Source organism: Actinomadura luteofluorescens, assembly GCF_013409365.1.
GTDB classification, from domain to species: Bacteria; Actinomycetota; Actinomycetes; order Streptosporangiales; family Streptosporangiaceae; genus Spirillospora; species Spirillospora luteofluorescens.
Genome location: NZ_JACCBA010000001.1, coordinates 230248 through 249755, shown reverse-complemented (window position 1 = coordinate 249755; position 19508 = coordinate 230248). Strand labels below are relative to the sequence as shown.

The 19508-nt window shown below is 75.6% G+C and carries 20 protein-coding genes; 12 read left to right on the top strand and 8 right to left on the bottom strand.

Translation table 11 applies throughout. From position 1 onward, the window contains the following. Positions 1-19 precede the first annotated feature (19 nt). Entirely contained in the window at positions 20-805 is a 786-nt protein-coding gene (locus BJY14_RS01160; protein WP_179841862.1) for a class I SAM-dependent methyltransferase, read from the bottom strand. Further along, on the bottom strand, positions 789-1853 hold the full coding sequence (locus tag BJY14_RS01155; protein ID WP_179841861.1) for a GNAT family N-acetyltransferase: 1065 nt from the start codon (positions 1851-1853) through the stop codon (positions 789-791). Before BJY14_RS01155 ends, BJY14_RS01160 begins: the two co-directional genes overlap by 17 nt. A 162-nt stretch (positions 1854-2015) precedes the next feature. Here BJY14_RS01155 and BJY14_RS01150 point away from each other — a divergent pair, with 162 nt between their 5' ends. From BJY14_RS01150 to BJY14_RS01140, 3 genes are read left to right on the top strand one after another with little or no spacing between them, the layout of a single operon-like run. Continuing rightward, a complete protein-coding gene (locus tag BJY14_RS01150; protein WP_179841860.1) occupies positions 2016-2687 on the top strand; it encodes a carboxymuconolactone decarboxylase family protein in 672 nt (223 codons plus the stop codon). Continuing rightward, positions 2680-3267, top strand: coding sequence for a GNAT family N-acetyltransferase (locus BJY14_RS01145; RefSeq protein ID WP_179841859.1), 588 nt, complete (start codon positions 2680-2682; stop codon positions 3265-3267). Before BJY14_RS01150 ends, BJY14_RS01145 begins: the two co-directional genes overlap by 8 nt. A 50-nt stretch (positions 3268-3317) precedes the next feature. Then, positions 3318-4754: an NAD(P)/FAD-dependent oxidoreductase gene (locus tag BJY14_RS01140; protein WP_179841858.1), complete on the top strand. Its 1437-nt coding sequence runs from the start codon at positions 3318-3320 to the stop codon at positions 4752-4754. Here BJY14_RS01140 and BJY14_RS01135 read toward each other — a convergent pair. Next, positions 4741-5535 (bottom strand): isocitrate lyase/PEP mutase family protein, encoded by a 795-nt coding sequence (locus tag BJY14_RS01135; RefSeq protein WP_179841857.1) that lies wholly within the window; start codon positions 5533-5535, stop codon positions 4741-4743. The two genes, BJY14_RS01140 and BJY14_RS01135, sit on opposite strands and share 14 nt — an antisense overlap. A gap of 26 nt (positions 5536-5561) precedes the next feature. Further along, a complete protein-coding gene (locus tag BJY14_RS01130) occupies positions 5562-6293 on the bottom strand; it encodes an aspartate/glutamate racemase family protein (protein ID WP_179841856.1) in 732 nt (243 codons plus the stop codon). Positions 6294-6368: 75 nt separating this feature from the next. On the opposite strand from BJY14_RS01130, the gene relB reads away from it, so the two are divergent. Beyond that, on the top strand, positions 6369-6914 hold the full coding sequence (gene relB / locus BJY14_RS01125; protein WP_179841855.1) for a type II toxin-antitoxin system RelB family anti-toxin: 546 nt from the start codon (positions 6369-6371) through the stop codon (positions 6912-6914). 2 nt (positions 6915-6916) lie between these two features. Here relB and BJY14_RS47060 read toward each other — a convergent pair whose 3' ends face one another. From BJY14_RS47060 to BJY14_RS01105, 4 genes are read right to left on the bottom strand one after another with little or no spacing between them, the layout of a single operon-like run. Further along, positions 6917-8311: an MmgE/PrpD family protein gene (locus tag BJY14_RS47060; protein WP_179841854.1), complete on the bottom strand. Its 1395-nt coding sequence runs from the start codon at positions 8309-8311 to the stop codon at positions 6917-6919. After that, positions 8308-9126 (bottom strand): cyclase family protein, encoded by an 819-nt coding sequence (locus BJY14_RS01115; RefSeq protein WP_179841853.1) that lies wholly within the window; start codon positions 9124-9126, stop codon positions 8308-8310. The genes BJY14_RS47060 and BJY14_RS01115 overlap by 4 nt, the downstream gene beginning before the upstream one ends. After that, positions 9123-9965, bottom strand: a complete 843-nt coding sequence (locus tag BJY14_RS01110) for an HpcH/HpaI aldolase/citrate lyase family protein (protein WP_179841852.1) — start codon at positions 9963-9965, stop codon at positions 9123-9125. Before BJY14_RS01110 ends, BJY14_RS01115 begins: the two co-directional genes overlap by 4 nt. Beyond that, on the bottom strand, positions 9962-11149 hold the full coding sequence (locus BJY14_RS01105; protein WP_179841851.1) for a CaiB/BaiF CoA transferase family protein: 1188 nt from the start codon (positions 11147-11149) through the stop codon (positions 9962-9964). The genes BJY14_RS01110 and BJY14_RS01105 overlap by 4 nt, the downstream gene beginning before the upstream one ends. Positions 11150-11382: 233 nt before the next feature. Here BJY14_RS01105 and BJY14_RS01100 point away from each other — a divergent pair, with 233 nt between their 5' ends. Genes BJY14_RS01100 through BJY14_RS01065 form a run of 8 tightly spaced genes read left to right on the top strand, consistent with a single transcriptional unit; the run spans position 11383 to position 19507 of the window. After that, positions 11383-12633: an ABC transporter substrate-binding protein gene (locus tag BJY14_RS01100; RefSeq protein WP_179841850.1), complete on the top strand. Its 1251-nt coding sequence runs from the start codon at positions 11383-11385 to the stop codon at positions 12631-12633. Next, on the top strand, positions 12630-13646 hold the full coding sequence (locus BJY14_RS01095) for a branched-chain amino acid ABC transporter permease (RefSeq protein WP_179841849.1): 1017 nt from the start codon (positions 12630-12632) through the stop codon (positions 13644-13646). Before BJY14_RS01100 ends, BJY14_RS01095 begins: the two co-directional genes overlap by 4 nt. Continuing rightward, on the top strand, positions 13643-14704 hold the full coding sequence (locus BJY14_RS01090) for a branched-chain amino acid ABC transporter permease (RefSeq protein WP_179841848.1): 1062 nt from the start codon (positions 13643-13645) through the stop codon (positions 14702-14704). The genes BJY14_RS01095 and BJY14_RS01090 overlap by 4 nt, the downstream gene beginning before the upstream one ends. Beyond that, on the top strand, positions 14701-15450 hold the full coding sequence (locus BJY14_RS01085; RefSeq protein WP_179841847.1) for an ABC transporter ATP-binding protein: 750 nt from the start codon (positions 14701-14703) through the stop codon (positions 15448-15450). Before BJY14_RS01090 ends, BJY14_RS01085 begins: the two co-directional genes overlap by 4 nt. Further along, positions 15437-16138: an ABC transporter ATP-binding protein gene (locus tag BJY14_RS01080; protein WP_179841846.1), complete on the top strand. Its 702-nt coding sequence runs from the start codon at positions 15437-15439 to the stop codon at positions 16136-16138. Before BJY14_RS01085 ends, BJY14_RS01080 begins: the two co-directional genes overlap by 14 nt. Next, a complete protein-coding gene (locus tag BJY14_RS01075; RefSeq protein ID WP_218904988.1) occupies positions 16135-17481 on the top strand; it encodes an MmgE/PrpD family protein in 1347 nt (448 codons plus the stop codon). Before BJY14_RS01080 ends, BJY14_RS01075 begins: the two co-directional genes overlap by 4 nt. Then, on the top strand, positions 17481-18119 hold the full coding sequence (locus tag BJY14_RS01070; protein ID WP_179841845.1) for an aspartate/glutamate racemase family protein: 639 nt from the start codon (positions 17481-17483) through the stop codon (positions 18117-18119). Before BJY14_RS01075 ends, BJY14_RS01070 begins: the two co-directional genes overlap by 1 nt. Continuing rightward, positions 18116-19507, top strand: a complete 1392-nt coding sequence (locus tag BJY14_RS01065; RefSeq protein ID WP_179841844.1) for an FAD-dependent oxidoreductase — start codon at positions 18116-18118, stop codon at positions 19505-19507. The genes BJY14_RS01070 and BJY14_RS01065 overlap by 4 nt, the downstream gene beginning before the upstream one ends. Position 19508 lies beyond the last annotated feature (1 nt).

Below are 19508 nucleotides of genomic sequence, written 5' to 3'. Positions count from 1 at the left end.
ATGCTCGGCGGCCGGGCGCTCAGCACGGGCGCAGCAGCGTGATCATGCGCCAGGCCCCGGGGTCGGCGAGGGACACCGCGTCCTCGCCGGCCCCGAAGTCGCCGTACTGCGCGACCGCCTCCAGCCCGCCCGCGAGGCGGACCGCGGCGTCCAGTTCGGTGGCCGTCCAGAACCGGTAGGGCACGACGTCGCGGACGACGCGCGGCTCCCCGCCCTCACCGGTGATGGTCATCGTGACGCGGTCGTCGGCGATCTGGGTGACCGGGTCGAGCCGGTCGGACGGCTCGCCCCAGCGCACGCTCGCGCGGACGCCGTCCCGCTCGACCGTCCAGCCGGTGCTGACGCTCGGATCGTCGCCCAGCCGGTCCCGCGGATGCGACATCTCGATGACGTAGAGGCCGCCGGGGGACAGGTGCGCGGCGGCGCACCGCAGGTGCGCGACGAACGCGTCCAGCGTCATGAGGTGGGACGTGGAGTCCAGCATGGTCGCGACGAGGTCGAACCGGCGGCCCAGCGCGAACCGCGTCATGTCGCCCTCGACGACCTCCAGGGCGACGCCGGCGCGTCCGGCCTCGCGGGCCGCGTAGGCGCACATGCGCGGGTTCAGGTCGAGGGCCGTCGCCGCTCGCCCGCGGCGGGCGAACTCGCGGGCGTGCTCGGCGGGCCCGGCGGCCAGCTCCAGCACCGTGCCGGGGGCGAGGCCCTGCTCGGCGCACCACGCGAGCAGCACGTCCACCTCGGCCGGCACGTCGCGGAACGAGCACGCCAGCTCGTAGGCCCAGGGGTCGTCATATACGCCGCTCACCCGCCCATCCTGCCAGCGCCCCCGGCTCGGCGGGACGGCCGTCCAGCCGCAGCCTGATCTCCACGATCGCGGTGTCGTCGGTGCGCCGCGTCCGGCCGCCGAGCGAGGTCAGCAGCCGCCGCATCCGGGCGTTCTCGCTCAGGGCGGTCGCGCGCACCTCCACCAGGCCGCGGTCCCGGGCCAGCGCGAGCAGCAGCTCGGCGAGGCCGCGGCCGAGCCCTCGGCCCTGCCAGGCGTCCTCGACCAGGAACGCGACCTCCGCGGCGCCCGGATCGCGGACGAGGACCAGGTGCGCCAGGGCCAGCAGCGACCCGTCCGGGCCCTCGGCGACCAGCGTCAGGCCCCGCGAGGGATCGCAGAACCCCTCGAACGACCGGCGCGGCGGGTACGGCTTGGGGCTGAAGTAGCGCATCCGGCGGCTGTCCAGCGAGCAGCGCTCGTGCAGCGCCCGCACGGCGTCCCCGTCGCCCGGCTCGACCGGCCGGACGACCACCTGCGTGCCGTCGCGCAGCGCGATCCGCCGGGACGCCGACGGGCGCGGCACCGCCGGGAGCGCGGCCCGCACCAGCGCGTCCGCCCGCGCCGCCTCCGTCGCCGTGAAGGGCAGCCCGGCGCGCCGGAGCCGGACCGGGCGCCCGCGCACCGGGACGAGGAGGTCGCGGGGGTCGGGCTCCTCGCCGCCGGGGGCGTCCCACCGGGCATCGTCGGCGCGCAGCAGCTCCCCGAGGATCTCGGGCACCGCGTCCGGCTCGGCCCGGAGCCTGGCGGCCAGGGCGAGGGCGCGGGTCGGCTCGTCCACCAGGTCGCGGGGGCGGGCGGGGAGCACGGCGGTCCGGGTGCCGCCCGCCGCGCCCAGCGCCTCGGCGAGGGCGCGGGCGTCCGGGCCGCCGCGCGGGACGTCGACGATGAACTCGTCCACCACCCCGTCGGCGTCGAGCTGGACCGACAGTCCGAGGATGTTGGCGCCGCGCCGGGCCAGCGCGGCCGTGAGGGAGGCGAGGCGGCCGGGCCGGTCTTCGATCTCGGTGCGGATGCGCAGCAGCGGCATGGGACGTTCCCTCCGGGGGCGGGGTGCCCCGTTCGTGTCCGGTGCGGTCGCCGACAAGGTTCGCCGACGCGTGTTACGCGGCCGCTACGTCATCGTGTGCCAGGGGTTTCACATTCCGGACGGGGGTTGAGCCGCCCGCTTCGAGCGCCTAGCGTGCGGTGAGTGATCGACCCCGTGACCGGTGAGCGCGTCAACGACCGACCGCGGCGCGGCCCGTCCCCGACGAGGCTCCCGCTGCTCCTCCCCGGTTCGCTCAGCGAAGAGCAGCGAGCCGTCTACGAGGCGGTGACGGGCGGGCCCCGCGCCGGCGACCGCAACCCTCCCTTCGCCCTGGCCGATGACATCGGGCGCCTCCAGGGCCCGTTCAACGCGATGCTCTACAGCCCTCCCGTCGGGCTCGCGCTGCAGGACCTCGGCGCCGCGCTGCGCTTCCGCACCGGGTTCACCAAGCGCGAGCGGGAGATCGCGACGCTCGTCGTGGCCGCGCACCTGCGCTCCGACTTCGAGTGGTACGCCCACGAGCGGATCGGGCGCCGGCAGGGGCTCGCCGACGAGGAGACGGAGGCGCTGCGCGAGGGCCGCGCGCCGATGCTCGCCGACGTCCGCGAGCGCGTGGTGTACGAGGCGGCGCGCCAGCTCGTGGCCGAGGGCGACCTCGCCGACGCCGTGTACACCGAGGCGGTGGCCACGCTCGGCCGCACCGCCCTCGTCGAGCTGGTCGCGCTGGTCGGCTACTACCGGGCGCTCGCGCTGCAGTTGCGCGTGTTCCGCGTCGGCGTCCCCGACGGGGAGGCCGCGCCCGAGTGGCCCGCCGCGGGGGACGGGTATGAGTGAGGTGCTGCGCACGGTGCGGCTCGTGCTGCACCCGGTGTCGATGCGCGACCACGGCGCCCTGCTGACGCACTGGACGGGGCCCCTCGTCCGGCGCCACCTGTTCGACGACCGGGTGGTCACGCCCGTGCAGGTCAGCGAGATCATCGAGGCCAGCGAGCGGGACTTCGCCACCGAGGGCTACGGACTGTGGGCGCTGCGCCCCGTCTCCCCGTCCCCGGGCGGCGGCGCGGCGGCGCCCGGCGGCCCGCTGGCCGGTGTGGCCGGGCTCAGCCACCACGAGGGGCCGCTCGGCCACGGCGTGGACGTCGAGATCCTCTACAGCCTGGAGCCCGACCACTGGGGGCGGGGGCTGGCCGCCGAGGCGTCCCGCGCCGTCCTCGACTACGCGTTCGGGGTGGTCGGCGTGCACCGGATCACCGCCGAGATCGACATGGCGAACCCCGCGTCGTCGGAGATCGCGCTGCAGCTCGGGATGCGCCGCTGGCGGGAGGGGCCCGCCGGGCCCGACGGCGCCGCGTACTACGCCGCCGAACGCTCCCGCTGGATCGGATCCCGTCGAATAGTCGACGTCGTGCCCTAGAATCCGTTGCCGCCTGTTGATTTTGCTGCGGAATGCAGCAGGATGAGCGCATGAGCTCCTCCCCGGGCCGCGCGCCTCTGGCGCCCGGCTTCGCCAACGGCGGTGTCTCCCACTGGTACCGGGCGGCCGGGCGCCCCGCCCCCGGCCCCCGCCTGCCGGGCCCCTGCGCCGCCGACGTGTGCGTCGTCGGCGCCGGCTACACCGGGCTCTGGACCGCCTACTACCTCAAGCGCGCCCGCCCCGACCTGCGGATCGTCGTGCTGGAGCGCGAGTTCGCGGGGTTCGGCGCGTCCGGCCGCAACGGCGGCTGGGTGCTGGGGGAGATCGCGGGGTCCCGGGAGCGCTACGCCGCCCGGCACGGCCGCCCCGCCGCGATCGCGCTGCAGCACGCCATGTTCCGGGCGGTGGACGAGGTCGTCCGGGTCGCGGCCGCCGAGGGCATCGACGCGGGCCTGGTCAAGGGCGGCGTCCTGCACGTGGCCCGGAACGCCGCCCAGCGCGCCCGCCTCGCCGCCATGGTCGACGAGGCCCGCGCGTGGGGCTGGAGCGACGACGACCTGGTCCCGCTGCCCGCCGTCGAACGCGACGAGCGGCTGCGCATCGAGGGCGCGACCGGCGCCGCCTGGAGCCCGCACGCTGCGCGGGCGCAGCCCGCCGCGCTGGTCCGGGGCCTCGCCGCGGCGGTCCGGCGGCTCGGCGTGCGGATCCACGAGCGTACGCCGGTCGTGCGGATCGACCCGCGCGGGCCGGACGGGGCGGCCGCCGCCGTCACCCCGTTCGGGACCGTCACCGCCGAGTACGTGCTGCGGGCCACCGAGGGCTTCACCGCCGCGCTGCCCGGCCACCGCCGCGACTGGCTCCCGATGAACAGCTCCATGATCGTCACGACGCCGCTGCCCACCCGCACCTGGAAGGCGATCGGGTGGGAGCGCCGCGAGCTGCTCGGCGACATGGCGCACTACTACATGTACGCGCAGCGCACCGCCGACGACCGCATCGCCTTCGGCGGCCGGGGCCGCCCCTACCGGTACGGCTCGCGCGTCGACGACGGCGGGCGGACGGAGCCGGCCACGATCGACGCGCTCTGGACGATGCTCACCGGGATGCTGCCCGCCGTCGCCGACGAAGGCGCGGTGGAGCACGCCTGGTCGGGCGTCCTCGGCGTCCCCCGCGACTGGTGCGCGACGGTCGTCCTCGACCGCGCGACCGGGCTCGGCCACGCCGGCGGCTACACCGGCCACGGCGTCGCCACCGCGAACCTCGCCGGGCGCACCCTCCGCGACCTCGTCCTGGGCGACGAGACCGACCTGACCGCGCTGCCGTGGGTGGACCGCCGGGTCCGCCGATGGGAGCCCGAACCCCTGCGCTGGCTCGGCGTCCACGCGATGTACGCCCTCTACCGCGCGGCCGACGCCCGCGAGTCGTCCGCGCCGTCGGGGCGCACGTCGGGCCTGGCCCGTCTCGCCGACCGGATCACCGGTCACTGACGAGCCGCTGGACGTCCGCGTACGACGGCACGGAAGGGGCGTCGCCCTCTCCGGTCACGTCGAGGGCCGCGGCGACCGTCGCGCGCAGCGCCGTGCGGAACAGCAGCGACCCGGTGCTCACCCGGTGCACGCCGAGCCGGGCGAGCCGCGGGTACCCGGTCGTGCCCGGCAGATGGAGCACGTTCAGCGGCAGGTCGACGGCCTCCAGGAGCGCCCGGATGTCGGCGTCGGCGGCGATCCCGGGGACGAAGATCCCGTCCGCTCCCGCCTCCGCGTACGCGCGCGCCCGCCGCAGCGTCTCGTCCAGGTCCGGCGCGCCCAGCCAGAACGTGTCGGTGCGCGCGTTGAGGAACATGAGCGGCGCGGCCTGCTTGACGGCCGCGATGACGGCCGCCTGGTCGCCGGCGGGCGTGAGGGTCCCGTCGGCGCGGCCGTCCTCCAGGTTGATCCCGGCGATCCCGGACGAGGCGAGTCCGGCGGCGAGCGCGGCCACGTCGCCGGGCCGGCCGGAGAACCCGCCCTCGACGTCGACGGTCACCGGGACGGGCAGCCGCGCCAGCGCCCGGGCGAGCGCGACCGTCTCGGCGCGCGTTCCGCCGGCCGCGTCGGCCTTCCCGGCCGCCGCGGCGACGCCGAGGCTCGTCGTGCCGACCGCCGGGAACCCCGCCTCGGCCAGCGCCGCCGCGCTCGCGAAGTCCCACGCGTTCGGCAGCACCAGCGGACGGTCGCCGTGGTGGAGCCGCCTGAACAGGCTCGCCTTCTCCGCGCCCCCGAAGTCCATGCCCGCCAATCTAGGGGCGGATCGTTTCACCGCCCGTCGAAGCGTCCGCCGCGCCAGGCGGGGAGGGGGCTGCGGTCCGCGGCCACGTCGAAGGCGGCACGGGCCAGCAGGCGGGTGGAGTCGAGCGTGGGAAGCGGCGAGGCCTCGGGCGTGATCAGGAGCGGGATCTCGGTGCACACCAGCGCGACCGCGTCGCACCCGCGCGCGGCGAGGCGCTCGATGATCCGGACGTACTCGCGGCGCGCGTCCTCGGTGAAGACCCCGTTGACCAGCTCGCCGAAGATGATCCGGTCGACGGTCTCCCGGTCGGCCGGGTCCGGGACCTCGGCCGCGATGCCGCGCGCGGCCAGCTCGCGCGGGTAGAGCGGTCCGTCCATGGTGAAGCGGGTGCCGAGCACGCCGACCCGCGTCCGGCCGTCGCGGGCGGCCTGGTCGGCGACGACCTGGACGATGTGCAGGCCGGGCAGCGCCAGCTCGTCTCCGGGGTGCTCCAGGGCCAGGTGCGCGGTGTTGTCGGGGCAGGCGAAGAAGTCCGCGCCCGCGGCGGCGAGCCGCCGGACGCTGTCGGCCAGGATCTCCCTGACGGCGGCGTGGTCCCCGGCGTCCCACGCGGGCATGCTGCGCGCGAGCGCGATGAGGTCGAGGGTCACGTCCGGGTGGTCGTCGGGGCCCAGCTCGCGGAAGCCCTCCTGGCAGAAGGTCCGGAAGCACAGCGCGGCGCCTTCCGCGCTGTGGGCGAGGATGCCGAGGTGCCTCATGCTCAGTCCCTGTTCGTTGTGGCGAACGATCGTCCAGTACAGTGAACACTACCCTCGGAGGGCGGGAGCGGGCGAATGGATGTGATCGCGGTGGTCGCGGCGTCGATCCGGCGGGAGCGCGAGCGCGCCGGCCTGTCCCAGACGGAGCTGGCCAGGCGCGCGGGCCTGGCCAAGTCGACGCTCTCCCAGCTGGAGTCGGGCGCCGGGAACCCGAGCGTGGAGACGCTGTGGGCGCTGGGGACGGCCCTGGGCGTCCCCTTCAGCCGCCTGGTCGACCCGCCGCGCCCGGCCGTCCGGGTGATCCGGGCGGGGGAGGGGCCGGCCGCGCACTCCGACCGGGCCGACTACACGGCGACGCTGCTGGCGTCGTCACCGCCGCACGCGCGCCGCGACCTCTACCGCGTCGCGGCGGAGCCCGGCGAGCCGAAGGTCTCCGACCCCCACCCGCCGGGCACCACCGAGCACGTCGTCCTCGGCGCCGGCCGCGCCCTGGCCGGGCCCGCGTCCGCACCGGTGGAGCTGGGCCCGGGCGACTACATCGGCTATCCCGGGGACGCCCCGCACGTCTTCGAGGCCCTGGTGCCCGGCACGGCCGCGGTCTTCCTGATGGAGCACCTCTAGCGTCAGGCGAGCAGCGAGGTGAGCCGGCCGAGGTCCGCCAGGCCGGCGAGGCCGTAGGCGAGCTCGGTGATCTGGTCGGCCCGGGTCTCCGGGACGCGGCGGGCGGCGTTGAGGCGGAACTTCGCCGCCAGCTCCTCGGCCGAGAGGGGGTTGCCCGGACCGCCCCGGTTGGCGTCCACGCGCTCCTCCAGGAGCGCACCGTCGCGGGTGCGGACGCGCAGGACCGCCGGGAACTGGTAGGGGAAGATCTCGTCGCAGCGGGCGTCCGGGACGCAGCGGACCCGGGCGGCCAGCGCCAGCCGGGCGGGGTCGGCGGCCGCCTCGTCGGTGAAGTCCTCGTGGAAGACGCCGAGGCCGCCGCCGCCGAGCAGGGCCGCCGCGACGGTGTAGGGGCCGGAGAACGCGGCGTGGTACCCCGACCGAGGACGGATCTTGTCCTCGCGCGGCTCGGCGATCGTCCGCAGGACGGGGGACGGCGCGCCCAGCTCGACCGACTCGATCGCGGCGGGGTCCAGCCCGCGGGAGCGCAGCCGGAGGGCGGCGTCGATGCCGGCGTGCGTGAAGTGGTTGCACGGGTACGGCTTGAAGAAGATGCCGGGCAGCTCCCAGTGCTCGCCGAGGCCCGAGGTGAGGGCGTCGAGGTCGACCTGGTCGCCGCAGAACGCCTGGAGCATCCCGAAGCGGCCTTCGAGGACGGTCGGCGGGCCGGTGATTCCGGTGCGGGCGAGCCCGGCGGCGGTGACGGCGGCGTGCGCGGCCCAGCCGCAGTGGATCCGCTTGACGGTGCCGCCGGTGCGGTTGGCCTCCAGGATCCCCGAGCCCATGCTCGCGGCGATGCCCATGGCGTCGGCGATTCCGGCGGCGTCCAGGCCGGACAGCATCGCGGCGGACGCCGCGGCGCCGACGGCGCCGCAGATGGCGGTGGCGTGCTGGCCGCGCTCGAAGAACACCGAGTTGCCGAGCTCGCGGTCGTACCCGGCCATGCCGAGCCGGACGGTGATCTCGATGCCGACGCCCACCGCGTCCAGCAGCCGGGCGCCGCTCGCGCCGCGCGCCTCGGCCACGGCCAGCGCGGCGGGCACGACCGACGCCGACGGGTGCAGGACGGACGGCAGGTGCGTGTCGTCGAAGTCCAGGGAGTGGGCGAGCGTCCCGTTGAGCAGGGCGGCGCTCGGCTCGGGCAGGCGCGTGCCGGTGCCGATCGCGGTGGCCCGGCCCTGCCCGCCCCATTCGGCGACGAGGTCTCCGACGGCCCGCGCGGGACGTTCCCCGGTCGCCGCCAGGCTGTTGCCGAGGGCGTCCAGGACGCGGCGCGCCGCGTCCGCGCGCAGTTCCGGGGGCAGCCCGCGGGAGGCGACGGTGGCCGCCAGGTGGGCGAGCCGCTGGACGGGGGTCACGCCGCCACCGCCGCGAGGGGGCGGACGGGGGACCCGGTGCCGCCGGTGATCCGCAGCGGCGCCAGCACGAACACGAACTCGTGCAGCCCGGCCTCGGCGAGCGCCTCCAGGGCGAGGTGCTCCAGGATGAAGATCCCCGACTCGACCAGCAGGATGCGGTGCACGGGCAGGACGGCGTGCCCCGCGCCCGCCGGGATCTGCTCGTAGGCGGTCGTGTCGGCGCCCGTCGCGGCGACGCCGCGGTCCGCCAGCCAGCGGGCGGCGGAGGGCGCCGCGCCCGGGACGCCGGTCTCCCGGCCGAGGTAGGCGGTCGCGTCGGCGAAGTTGCGCGACCACCCGGTGCGGATCAGTGCCACGTCGCCCGCGCCCGGCTCGGTCCCGGCGCGCGCGGCGGCCAGGTCCAGGTCCTCGGCGGTCACGCCGTAGCCGGGCGGCAGCGTCGCCACGCCGTGCAAGGCGGCCACGTCCAGCAGCACGCCCCGGCGCAGCAGGCCCGGCAGGTTCTCGGCGCCGTGGCTGGTGAAGGCGCCCCCGCGCTGGGCGTCGGCGGCGCGGATCCCGCCGTGCAGTTCCCCGTCGTGGCTGACGTGGGAGAGCGCGTCGACATGGGTGCCGACGTGGCCGCCCGTCACGATGATCTCGTTGGCGGCCGAGCCGCCGTCGGGGCGCTCCATGTCGCCGTGCCGGCGGATCAGCGTCATGCGGAACCCGGGATGGTTGGGCGAGCAGGGCATCCCGGTGAAGAAGGGGTGCCCCAGCTCGATCAGCCGGACCCCTCCGGCGACGGCCGCGAGCAGCGGATCCTGCGAGTTCATCGGTGGCCTTCCTTGACGGGCCGGGCGGCGGACGCGGCGGCGTCGAGCAGCCAGGCGGCGCGCTCGACGACCGCCTGGTCCACGAACCGGCCGGCGGAGTCGATCCATGCGGCCTCGCGGTGTTCGGCGAGCCGGCTCATCAGGTCCCGCGCCCACGCGACCTCGTCCGGGTCGGGCGCGGACGCCTCGTGCACGACGGGGATCTGCGCGGGGTGGATCACCGAGCGCCCGAAGAACCCGGCCCGGCGTCCCGCGAGCGTGTCGGCGCGCAGGCCGTCCAGGTCGCGGACGGCCGTCCAGACGCTCTGCGGCGGGGACGGGAGCCCGGCCGCGCGGGCGGCCACGACGACGCGGGAGCGCGGCCACGCCAGCGCGTCGCCGCCCGCCACCCGCAGGTCGGCGGACAGGTCGGCCTCGCCCAGCGAGATCCCGGCGACGAGCGGGTGCGCGGTGGCGAGCGCGAAGGCGTTCTCCACGCCGAGGGCCGACTCCAGGACGGGGAACACCGGGACGCCGAGGGCGTCGGCGGCCCGGCGCAGTTCGGCGGGGTCCTCGCACTTGGGGATCCGTACCCCGGCGAGGCCGCCGGGATCGGCCGCCAGGAGCGCGATGTCCTCCGCGCCGTCCGGGGTGGCGGGCGCGTTGATCCGCACGTGGGCGGTGCGGCCGTCCGCCAGGGAGCCCAGGACGTCCAGGACGCCGCGCCGGGCGGCCCGCTTGGCCGGGGGTGCGACCGCGTCCTCCAGGTCGAGGATCACCGTGTCGGCGCCGGAGGCGAGTGCCTTGGCGATCCGGTCCGGGCGGTCGCCCGGGACGTAGAGCCAGGTCCGCGGCGTCACCTGATCACGCCCTTGGCCCGCAGGTCCTCCAGCCCGGCCCCGTCCACGCCGTAGCGGGCGAGGATCTCGGCGGTGTGGGCGCCGAGCGGCGGTCCGGCCGAAGTGATCCGGCCCGGCGTCCCCGACAGCCGGAACAGCACGTTCTGCATCCGCACCGGGCCGAGCTCGTCGTCGGGGACGGAGGCGATGGTGCCGAGCGCCTCGAACTGCGGGTCGCTCATCACGTCGGCGGCGGTGTAGACGGGGGCGACGGCGGCCTGCGCCTCCTCGAAGGCCCTGACGACCTCGTCGCGGTCGCGCCCGGCGATCCACGACCCGACCGCCTCGTCCAGCACGTCGGCGTGCCGGGCGCGCTGCGCCCCCGTCGCGAACCACGGCTCGTCGATCAGCTCGGGGCGGCCGACCAGCCGCATCACCCGCTCGGCGATCGACTGGGCGCTGGTGGAGATCGCGACCCAGCCGCCGTCGCGGGTCCGGTAGGTGTTGCGCGGCGCGTTGTTGTGCGAGCGGTTCCCGGTGCGGGCCTGCAGCTCGCCCAGCTGGTCGTAGGTGATGATCTGCGGGCCGAGCAGGGTGAGGATCGGCTCGATGATGGCGAGGTCGACCACCTGGCCCTCGCCGCTCGCCTCCCGTGCCCGCAGCGCCGTCATCACCGCGAACGCGGTGGTCAGCGCGGCGATCCCGTCGGCGAGGCCGAAGGGCGGCAGGGTCGGCGGGCCGTCCGGCTCGCCGGTGATGGCGGCGAACCCGCTCATGGCCTCGGCGAGCGTGCCGAACCCGGGCCGCCGGGCGTAGGGGCCGGTCTGCCCGAATCCGGTGACCCGGGCCAGCACGAGCCGCGGGTTGATCGCGCGCAGCTCGTCCGGGCCGAGGCCCCAGCGCTCCAGGGTCCCGGGGCGGAAGTTCTCGATCACCACGTCGGCGTCGGCGGCCAGCCGCCGGAACAGCTCCTGGCCCTCGGGCGAGCCGAGGTAGAGCGTCATCGCCTTCTTGTTGCGGCCGAGCATCTTCCACCACAGGCCGACGCCGTCGCGCTGCGCGCCGTGGCTGCGCACCGGGTCGCCCGCCGGATGCTCGATCTTGATGACCTCGGCCCCGAAGTCGCCCAGCAGCGTCGCGGCGAGCGGGCCGGCGAACAGCGTGGCCGCGTCGAGGACCCGGACTCCGGACAGGGCGTCGGTCATGGACGGCACCGCCTTCGCTGGATGTTTCTCTTAGAGAAACGCTTGTGGATGTCATGCCCGGTTCGCGCGGCGACCCGGAGCGTTCACGTTGGCACTGCTCGTCGAGTTTCGTCAAGTTTCACCTAGATATTGACCCGATGGCGTGACGGATGCCACCATGACGCAACAGTGACCTGCTGTTCCTCTAGGCGGAACGCTCATCGGGGGGCAGGGCAGACGGGCAGGAGAGATGAATGTCGGCTCGCAAGCTCGCCGCCGGGCTCGGCGCGTGCGCGGTCCTGCTGGCCGCGGCCGGCTGCGGCGGCTCGGCGCCGTCCGGCGCGGCCGGGGTGGCGGCCGGACGCGACGAGGGCCCGGTCAAGATCGGCGCGCTGCACCCGGTCAGCGGCGCCAACGCCGTCGACGGCCAGCAGATGCGGCGCGGCGCGCGGATGGCGGTGGAGGCGATCAACGCCGCCGGCGGCATCCGGTCCCTCGGCGGACGCAAGGTCGAACTGGAGACGGGCGACACGCAGGGCAAGGCGGAGGTCGGACAGAGCGAGGCCCAGCGCCTCATCTCCGCGGGCGCCGTCGGGCTCGTCGGCACCTACCAGAGCGCCGTCAGCACCAACGTCGCGGTCGTCGCCGAGCGCAACCGGGTCCCCTTCGTCATGGACGTCACCGCCTCGGACGCGATCTTCTCCCACGGCTACCGGTACGCGTTCCGCGTCCAGCCGGGCAGCGCCGCCATCGCGGGCGCCGCCGCCCGCTACCTCAAGGAGGTCTCCGAGCGGGCGGGCAAGCCCGTGCGCAAGGTCGCGTTCCTGCACGAGCAGACCGACTTCGGCAGCGGCGCCGCGGAGGCGTTCACCGCGGCGGCCGAGCGGCTCGGCATCGAGGTCGGCCCGGACATCAGCTACGACGCGCTCACCGTGTCGGACCTCACCGCGCAGATCACCCAGGTCAAGGCGTCGGGCGCGGACGTCCTCGCCGTCGCCGGCTACTACCGCGACAGCCTGCTGGCCGCCAAGGCCGTGGCCGCGGTCAAACCCGCCCTGAACGCGATCTGGGGCGTGTCCAACGGCGCCTACGACCAGCCCAAGTTCGTCACCGACGGCGGCGCCGCCGCCGAGCGGATCTTCAGCACCAACTACCACTTCGACGCCCAGAGCCCGCAGACGCGCGCGCTGCGGGCCGACTACCAGCGGCGCTACGGCGCCCCCATGCGCACGGGCGCGGTCCTCGCCTACGACGCGGTCCAGGTGATCGCGCGGGGCGTGGAACGCGCGGGCACCACCGACGCGGAGAAGGTGCGCGACGCGATCGCGTCCTCGAAGGTCGAGCCCCTCACGGTCGGCACCGGCCCGATCTCCTTCGCCCCGAACGGGGACAACCGCGACGCACTGCCCGTCCTCATGCAGGTGCAGGGCGGCGGGGTCAAGCAGGTCTACCCGCCGGAGAAGGCCGAATCCCAGCCCAACTACTCGGTGACGTGGCGGTCATGAGCGACATCGGAACCAAGGCCCAGTCCCCTCCCACCCCCGCCGTCCGGCGCCGCCTCCCCGGCGGCGCGACGGCCTCCGTCCTCAAGCGCGCCGCCGTCACCGGCGGCCTGGTGGCGGCCGCGATCGCGGTCGCCCTGATCAAGTCCGGCAGCGGTCTCGTCGTCTGGCAGTCGGTGGTCACCGGCCTGCTGATGGGCGGGCTGTACGGGCTCATCGCGATGGGCCTCACGCTCATCTTCGGCGTGCTCGACATCGTGAACTTCGCGCACGGCGCGCTGCTGGCCATCGCGATGTTCATCGCGTTCGGCGTCGTGCAGGGCACCGGCCTGCACCCCTACCTGACGCTGCTGGTCGCCGTCCCCGCCCTGTTCCTGATCGGCGCGGCCGTGCACCGCGGCCTGCTCGGCGGGACGGGCGGCGCGTCGCTGGAGAACCAGCTGCTCATCACGCTCGGCCTGTCGCTGCTGCTGGAGAACGGGCTGCTGATGTTCTTCGGCGCCGAGCCGAAGAACGTCGCGCTTCCCGGCGACTTCCAGTTCTCGCTGTTCGGCGCGGTCGTGCCGGGCGCGCGGCTGTACGCCTTCCTCGGCGCCGTCCTGATCGGCGCGGCCCTGTACTGGATGCTGCGCCGCACCCGGTTCGGCACGGCGATCCGCGCGGTCGCCGCGAACCGGCCCGGCGCGGAACTGGTCGGCGTGAACGTCCGCCGCGTCCACACGCTGACGTTCGCGATCGGCACCGCCTGCGCCGGCGCGGCGGCGGTGCTGGCCGCGCCGCTGGTCACGGTGACGCCCACCCTCGGCGAGCAGTTCAACATCACCGCCTTCGTCGTGGTGGTGCTGGGCGGGATGGGCAACGTCGCGGGAGCGCTCGCGGGCGGGCTGCTCATCGGGCTGGTCGAGCAGCTCACCACGATCTACATGGGCGGCCAGAGCTCGCTGCTCGGCGTGTTCGCGGTCTTCCTCGTCGTGCTCTTCCTCCGCCCGCAGGGACTGTTCGGGAGGCGGGCATGACCGGCATCACCCTCACCGGCCGCCCCGGCCCCGGCGCCGGCGCGGCCCGCCCGGCGAAGGCGCCGCCGCTGCGGCCGCAGAACCGGCAGCTCGCCGTCCTGGCGGTGCTGCTGCTCCTGGCCGTCCCGCTGCCGCTGGTGCTGCCGCCCGCGCAGGGCGCCGTCGCCGTCCGCATCCTGATCTTCGCGCTCATGGCGATCGGCTGGAACGTGATGAGCGGGTTCGGCGGCATGTTCAGCTTCGGGCACGCCGCGTTCTTCGGCCTCGGCGCCTACACCAGCGCCTACCTGCTGGTCGAGCACGGGGTGTCGCCCTGGATCGGGATGCTCGCCGGGATGGCGGTGGCGGCCGCCGTCGCCGTGGTCGTCGGGTTCTTCGCGTTCCGCTACCGGCTCAAGGGCGCCTACTTCGCGCTGGCGACGTTCGCGTTCGCCGAGATGCTCCGGCTGGTGGTCACCACGACGGAGTTCACCGGCAAGGCGGTCGGGTTCACCGTCCCGCTGATCCAGGGCTCCTCGCTCTGGAAGATCCAGTTCGCGGCGGACTCGCCCGCCTACTTCTGGATCGCGCTCGCCCTCGCGGGGCTCGCCGCCCTGGTCAGCATCCTGTTCCTGTACTCGCGGACCGGACGCTACGTCACCGCGATCCGCGACGACGAGCTCGCGGCGGCCTCCCTCGGCACCCCGGTCCTGCGGTACAAGCTGGTCACGGTCGCGCTGTCGGCCGCGATCACCGCCGTCGCGGGCACCCTCTACACGCAGTACTACCTGTTCGTGAACCCGGACCTGGCGTTCGGGTCGTCGGTGTCGATCCAGGCGATCGCCGCCGTGGTCATCGGCGGCATCGGCACGGTCTGGGGCCCGGTCGCCGGCGCGGTCATCCTGGGCTCGCTGTCGGACGTCACCGCGACGCTGCTGCGGACCCCGCCCGGCTTCCTGGACTTCCTGCAGGGGCGCAGCGGCCTGGACGTCGCGGTCTACGCGGTCCTGCTGATCCTGATCGTCCGGCTGCTCCCCAAGGGCATCGTCGGCACGCTCGCGCAGAGGAGGCGCCGATGAGCCCGTCGGGCGAGACCGTGCTGACCGTGTCCGGCGTCGGCAAGCACTTCCGGGGCCTGCGGGCGCTGGACGGCGTCGACCTGCGGGTCGCCGAGGGCGAGATCCTCGGCGTCATCGGCCCGAACGGCGCGGGCAAGACGACGCTGTTCAACGTCGTCTGCGGCGCCCTCGCCCCCGACGAGGGCCGCGTCGAGTTCGGCGGCCGGGACGTCACCGGCGCCTCGCCCGACCGCATCGCCCGCGCCGGGATGGTCCGGACGTTCCAGCTGATGCGGCCGTTCGGGAGCATGACCGTCCTGGAGAACGTCGCCCTGGCCGCCCAGCACCGCCGCCAGCCGCCGCACCGGCTGCGGGCGCGGTCGATGGACGTCGTGGAGCGGGTCGGGCTCGGGGAGTGGGCGCACCGGGGCGCGACCGAACTGCCGACCGCCGGGCTCAAGCGGCTCGAACTCGCCCGCGCGCTCGCGATGCGGCCCAGGGTGCTGCTGCTGGACGAGGTCCTCGCCGGGCTGGTCCCGGCCGAGCGCGAACCCGTCCTGGACCTGCTCGCCGCGCTGCGCGAGGAGGACGGCACGACGCTGCTGTTCATCGAGCACATCATGGCGGCCGTGATGCGGCTGTCGGACCGCGTCCTCGTCCTGGACCAGGGCCGGGTGCTGGCCGCCGGGACGGCCGCGGAGGTCACCTCCGACCCCCGCGTGATCGAGGCGTACCTCGGAGAGGAGCCGGACGATGCTGGCGATTGACGGGCTCTGCGCCGGCTACGGCCGCATGCGGATCCTGCACGAGGTCGACCTGCGGCTCGGCGAGGGCGAGATCGTCGCGCTCGTCGGCGCGAACGGCGCGGGCAAGACGACCACGCTGCGGGCGGTGTGCGGGCAGCTGCGCCCGATGTCCGGGACGGTCACCTTCGCGGGCGCGTCCACGGCCGGGCGGCGCCCGGACCAGCTCGTCCGGGACGGCCTCGTGCACGTCCCCGAGGACCGGGCGCTGTTCGGCACGCTCACGGTCGAGGAGAACCTGCGGATGGGCGCCTGGACCCGCCCGCCCGCCGAGGCCGGCGCCCGGATGCGCGAGGTGTTCGAGCTGTTCCCCGTCCTCGCCGAGCGCCGCGCGCAGGTCGCGCAGACGTTCAGCGGCGGGCAGCAGCAGATGCTCGCGATCGGCCGCGCGCTGATGGCGCGGCCGAAGCTGCTCATGCTGGACGAGCCGTCCACGGGCCTGTCGCCCAAGCTCACCTGGGCGATGCTCGACGCGGTCAAGCGGATCCGCGACACCGGCGTGGCCGTCCTGCTGGTCGAGCAGAACGCCAAGCAGGCCCTCGGCATCGCCGACCGCGCCTACGTCATGGAGAGCGGGTCGACCGTCCTGCACGGGACGGGTCGCGAGCTGGCCGGATCCGCCGAGGTCAGGAAGGCGTACCTGGGACTGTGACGGATGCGGTGGAGGCCACGGCGCGGCTGGGGGAGTGGGTCGCGCGGCTGGACGCGGCGCGGGCGCCGGGACCGGTGCTCGACCGGTTGTCGCTCGTCCTGCTCGACGTCATCGGCGTGACGGCGCTCGGCGCCGGGCTGGAGGACGCGCGCGCGATGCGCTCGGCCTGGAACGCTCCGGACGGGCCCGCGCCGCTGATCGGAGCCGGGCGCCGCGTCTCGGTCGACGCCGCCGCCTGGCTGAACGCGACGGCCCTCGTCTCCCTCGAACTGGACGAGGGCAACAAGTACGCCAAGGGGCACCCGGCGGCGCACGGGTTCCCGGCCGTGCTGGCGCTGGCGGCGGAGGTGGACGCCTCCGGCGCGGACACGGCCGCCGCGCTGCTCGCCGCCTACGAGGTCGCGTCCCGGTTCGGGCGGGCGTCGCGGCTGCGGCCGGGCGCGCACCCGCACGGCAGCTGGGGCGTCGCGGGCGCCGCCGCCGGATGCGCCCGGCTGCTCGGCCTCGGCCCGGAGGCCGTCGCCGCCGCGATCGACACCGGGGCGGGGCTGCCGGTCGCGGGGCACTTCGCGTCCGCGACCGACGGCAACCCGGTGCGCGACGCCTGGATGGGCGCCTCCAACATCTCCGGCCTGGTGGCGGCCCGGATGGCCTCGGCCGGGTCCGCCCGCAACACCGGGACGGCCGCGCTCTCGCTCGGGACCCTGCTGGGCGAGTTCGACCCGTCCGAGCTGACCGAGGGGCTCGGCGACCGCTGGGACATCGCGCGCGGCTACTTCAAGCGGCACGCGTCCTGCTCGTTCACCCATCCGGCCGCCGACGCCGTCCTGGACCTGCGGCCCGGGCTCGACCCGTCCCGGATCACCGCGGTCCTGGTCGAGACGCACGCGCTCGCCGCCGGGCTGGCCTCGCCGCGCTGGGACAACCGGCTGTCGGCGATGTTCTCCACGCCGTTCGCCGTGGCCGCGGCCCTCCTGCACGGAGAGGTCGGCCCGCGCACGAGCCTGGAGGACCCGCGCCTGCGGGCCCTCGCCCGGCGAGTCCGGCTGGTCGAGGCGGACGACCTGACGGCCCGGCTCCCGGACGAGCGCGCCGCGCGCGTCACCGTCGCGCTGGCCGACGGGACGACCCGGATCCGCGAGGTGCCGAACCCGGTGGGCGACGCCGACCACCACCCCCTGGACGAGTGGGAGCTCCTGGCCCTGCTGAGGCGATGGCTGCCCGGACGCGGGGACCTGATCGGCAGGGCCGCGGCCTTCGCCCGCGAGCTGCCCGCCCTGGACCACGCCGGTGATCGCCTGCGCGAACTCGCCGGCGGAGACGAGACGAAGGAGCCGAAGTGATGCGCGCCCTGGCGGTGACGCCGATCCATCTGCTGCCGGAGGAGATCCGGCGGAGGCAGGCCCGCTACGACCGGCTCGCCCCGCCGGGGCTGTCGGTCGAGCTGCGCGACGTCGGGCCCGCGGCGCCCGGTGCGCTGGACGACGAGGCGTCGATCCGCGCGTCCGAGCACGAGGTCGCCGCCGCGCTGGCGAGGGCCGGGGACGGCTGGGACCTCGCCTTCCCCGACTGCGTGCTGGACCCGGCCGTGCCCACCCTCCCCGCCCCTGACCAGGGGGTTCCGGTGAACGGCCTGCTCAGGCTGAGTAGTCTGTATCTCTCTGCGATGAATGTACGTTTCGGTGCGGTGGTGCGGAACGAGGCGATCGGCGCCGAGCTGCGCCGCCGCCTCACGGCCTACGGCCTGGACGCCCGCACCGCCGGGATCGAGGTGCTGGACCTGCCCTTCGACGCCGTCGCCGACGCGGGCGCCTGGAACGCCGCCCTCGGCGCGGCCGCCGGGGCCCTCGCCGCCGCCGGCGCCACCGCCGTGATCAACGGCTGCTCGGCCGTCGACGTCGCGGAGCACCGCTTCGCGGCCCGCATCGTCGACCCGACGGCCCTGGCCCTGCGGCTCATGGCGATCGGGAGGAGCGCGTGACCGGCGGACCCGACCTCGTCGTCGCGGGCGCCGGCGGCGGCCTCGCCGGGGCGCTGCGCGCCGCCGAACTCGGCCTCAGCGTGCTCGTCGTCGAGGCCAGCGAGCACTTCCGGCGCGGCAACAACACCTCGATGTCGACCGCGATGTTCCCCGGCGCGGGCTCGCGCTGGCAGCGGGACGCGGGCGTCGAGGACTCCCCGGACCGCTTCGTCGCCGACATCGAGGCCAAGACCGGCGGGCGCGCCGACGCCCGCCTGGCCCGCACGCTCGCCGAGGTCAGCGGCCCCCTCGTGGAATGGCTCGCCGACTCGGCCGGGCTGCCGCTGTCCCTGGTCACCGACTTCAACTACCCCGGGCACTCGGTGCACCGCTGCCACTCCGTCCCCGGCCGGCACGGCTCCGGCGTGATCGACCATCTCGCCCGCCGCGTCCGCGAGCATCCCGGCATCGACCTGCTCGTCCCGGCCGAGCTCGTGGACGTGACGACCGGGCCGGACGGCACCGGGGCCGCTGCCGTGCGCGGCGCCGTCGTCCGCTACCCGGACGGGACCGAGGAGGAGATCCCCACCGGGGCCGTGCTCCTCGCCACCAACGGCTTCGGTGCCGACCGCGACCTGGTGGGGCGGCACCTGCCCGAGATCGCCGGCGCCCTCTACCAGGGCGGCGAGCGCTCCCGCGGGGACGCGCTGCGCATCGGCGGCGCGCTCGGCGCCGCCACCGGCTACCTGGACGCCTACCAGGGGCACGGCGCCGTCGCCGCCGGCGCGGGCACCCTCGTCGGCTGGGCCACGATCATCCACGGCGGGATCATGGTGGACCTCACCGGGCGCCGGTTCGGCGACGAGACCCGCGGCTACTCCGAGTACGCCGCCGAACTGGCCGCCCGCCCCGGCTCCACCGGCTGGATCGTCCTGGACGAGACGATCTTCGAGCAGTGCCGCCCGTTCCAGGACTTCCGCGACACCGTCGAGTCGGGCGTCCTGGTCTGGGCCGACGACGCCGAGGGCCTCGCCGAGGCCACCGGCCTGCCCGCCGAGGCCCTCGCCCGTGAACTGGAGGCCGGTGGCGCCGCGGCGCGCGGGGAGCGCCCCGACGAGCACGGCCGCACCCACTGGGAGCGCCCGCTCGCCGCCCCCTACGCCGCCGTCCGCGTCGTCCCCGCCCTCTTCCACACCCAGGGCGGGCTGCTCGTCGACGGGGACGCCGCCGTCGTCGATCCCGGCGACCGCCCGATCCCCGGCCTGTACGCGGCGGGCGGCGCCGCCGCCGGGATCTCCGGCCACGGAGCCGGCGGCTACCTGCCCGGCAACGGCCTGCTGCCCGCCTTCGGGCTGGCCTACCTGGCGGCGGGCGCCATCGCCCGCCGCACGACCACCCGCGAGAACTGAG